This is a genomic window from Actinoplanes sp. NPDC051633 (genome assembly GCF_040681735.1).
GTDB lineage: Bacteria > Actinomycetota > Actinomycetes > Mycobacteriales > Micromonosporaceae > Actinoplanes.
Map to the genome: position 1 here is coordinate 1 of NZ_JBFAZH010001395.1, position 1821 is coordinate 1821.

1 protein-coding gene is annotated in these 1821 nt (G+C 75.6%); it reads left to right on the forward strand.

What is annotated here, in order from left to right:
* Positions 1-58 precede the first annotated feature (58 nt).
* Positions 59-1821, forward strand: a 1763-nt coding sequence (locus AB0M20_RS41360; RefSeq protein ID WP_364306780.1) for an alpha-(1->3)-arabinofuranosyltransferase family protein, incomplete at its 3' end; no start/stop codon positions are given.

A 1821-nucleotide genomic window follows, 5' to 3' on the forward strand; every position in this document is an offset into this window, starting at 1 on the left:
GGTGGACTCAGCCTTCAGTCCGGTCAAGGGCGGTGGCGGGGCTGAGGACGGCGCCAAGATGTCCGTGCCGGCGATCGAGATCTTCCGGGTGGACCGTCCTGTGCCGACCGTCTCGGCGACCGCGTTGGCCGACGTCGCGGTGGTCAGCGGCGCTCCGGAGTCGCTGCTCGGCGTGCTCGAGCAGCGCCTGGTCGACGCCCGGCAGCCGGTGGTGCTGGCCGGCGACCAGGACGGGTCGCTCGGCGTGCCGGAGGCCGCGGGGCCGCGGATCGTCACCGACGGCCTGCGCCGACGCGAGCTCAACATCGGCCGGATGCGTGACAACGTCGGACAGACGCTCACCGCCGACGAGCAGACCCGCCTCGGCCGCAAGCGCGACGATCTGCTGCCCTTCTCCGCGGCGGGCCACCAGACTGTGGCCGCCTATCAGGGCATCCGATCGGTGGACGCGTCCACCAGCGCGAGCTTCGCCGACTCGATCGGCGCGACCGACCCCTCCGCGCTGCCCTTCGCGGCGCTGGACGGCGACCCGCAGACCGCCTGGCGCTCCGACCCGTACGAGCCCGGCGCCGGGCAGTGGCTCGAGGTGGCCCTGGACACGCCGCGCCGGGTTACCGAGGTGACCGTCGACTTCGCCGACGACCTGCGGGTGGCCGCGCCGGTCGAGCTGGTGCGGATCACCACCGACCAGGGCGTGGTCGACCGTACGGTGCCGGCCACCGCGGGCGCCCACAAGCTCGAGACGCTGCCCGGCTTGACCACGACCATCCGGGTGACGGTGCTCGCCCTGCGCCCGGGCTACGAAGGCGGCGTTGCCCTGCGCGCGCTCGGTATTCCCGGCCTCGACGCGCAGCGTGGTCTCCGCGTGCCGGCCGACGTCACGGCCACCGACCCCACCCCGATCTACGCCTTCGACCGCGCGACGCAGCAGCGCGGCGCGTGCTTCCAGGGCGCGGATGGCGTCCGCTGCGACCAGTTCCTCGCGCGGACCGGCGAGGAGCCGCTGGGTATCGACCGGTTCTTCGCGACGCCGGTGGACGCCACCTACGACCTCCGGCTGACCGCCCGGCCGCGGCCCGGCGGCGCCCTGCCGGTGACCAGGCGGGTGACCGCGACCTCCTCGACCGTGCTGACCGGGGACGTCACGGTCGGCGCGTACGCGGCGGTCGACGGCGACCCGGCCACCATCTGGCTCGCGGAGCCGACCGACACCTCCCCCACCCTGCGGCTGAGCTGGACCGGGCAGCGCACGCTCGACCGGCTCCGGCTGGTCACGCCCGCCACCACACCCGCCGCGCGGCCGGCCCGGGTGGTGCTGCGAACGCCCACCGCGGAGCTCGCCGCCGATGTCGGCGCGGACGGCTGGGTGCGGTTCCCGGCGCAGCGCACGGACCGGATCGAGGTCGCCGTCACCCGCTCCGATCCGGTGATCGCCGACATCCGCGGCAGCGGCTGGCCGGCGCCGGTTGGCGTGGCCGAGGTCGAGGTGCCCGCGCTGACCGGCCTGCTCACGCCGGCCACCGGCAGCACGCCGGTCTACGCGCGCTGCGGCTCCGGCCCGGCTGTCGAGCTGGACGGCGTGTCCTACCCGACCACGGTGTCCGGCACGCTCGCCGACGTGCGGGCCGGGCGCCCGCTGAAGGTGGGCGTCTGCGACGACTTCGCCGCCGAGTCCGTGCCGCTGACCGCCGGCGAACACCGCCTGCGAACGGTGCCGTCGGCCGCCTTCGTGGTGGACTCCGCGGCCCTGGTCCGCGACGGCGCCGCCACCGCACCGGCCGTGCACTCGCGCACCGTCGAGATCGGCCGGTGGGACCCCAC